1 pseudogene is annotated in these 738 nt (G+C 57.3%); it reads right to left on the bottom strand.

The annotated features are described in order from the left end of the window. Positions 1-562 (bottom strand): annotated as a pseudogene (locus ACXJKH_RS21615) (hypothetical protein); the annotation flags it as partial. Positions 563-738 lie beyond the last annotated feature (176 nt).

Below are 738 nucleotides of genomic sequence, written 5' to 3'. Positions count from 1 at the left end.
TCGATAGTCCGTCCGGGACCAGTTCGAGTCCATTCAAACCAAGGGCTGCCAGTTTCGGTCGCAGTGCTTCGGCCTTAACCACACGATTGACCGAGGCAGTTTCTTTGGCGCCGATAATGCTGTCACTGTTGCAGGCTACATTCCATGCCTGTCGCATCGTATGGCTGCTCGCACTTTGCCAATCGGTGGGCTGGAGATCAATGATCGCCGGATCCTGTTTCATGGACTTTGTGCCGCTGGCCACCCGGAATTCCACCGAATCCGGCGTGTCCAACATGCCGGTTGAATCAGCCTTGTGCTTGGGCGCGCCACGGCCGCGTTTGCTCGGCTTGGGGCATTTGAACTGGAGTTGATATTCCAACCATAGGGGTTGGTCGATCGCTTCATAGACCATTGTCAGATCAATCTGACGGATCCGGTTTGGGCCAGGATTCGTGACATCATCGACCGGCGTGTGGTCGGTCGCCGCGTCATTGGCGTACACATTGACACGCTTTCCGGCTGCACCCTGCATATCGATCAGAAACTCGCTGGCCCCGACTTGCGCCGCGATAGCCATGATGCCCGCGCCGATTACGAGTTTTGTGATTTGCCGTGTCATGAGCGCTTCCTTGTCCGTTTTACCAACTCGCGCTCTACCGCGCACGTACGCTACGCAAGCTTCGGAGCTTCTGCCGGAACCAGGCGCTTCCTGGTCGATCGTGCTGCAGCGATGCTAAGCATCGGCAATGGCTCTGG

Source organism: Stenotrophomonas sp. P5_B8 (assembly GCF_054049855.1).
This window is presented reverse-complemented; position numbering and strand designations above follow the sequence as displayed.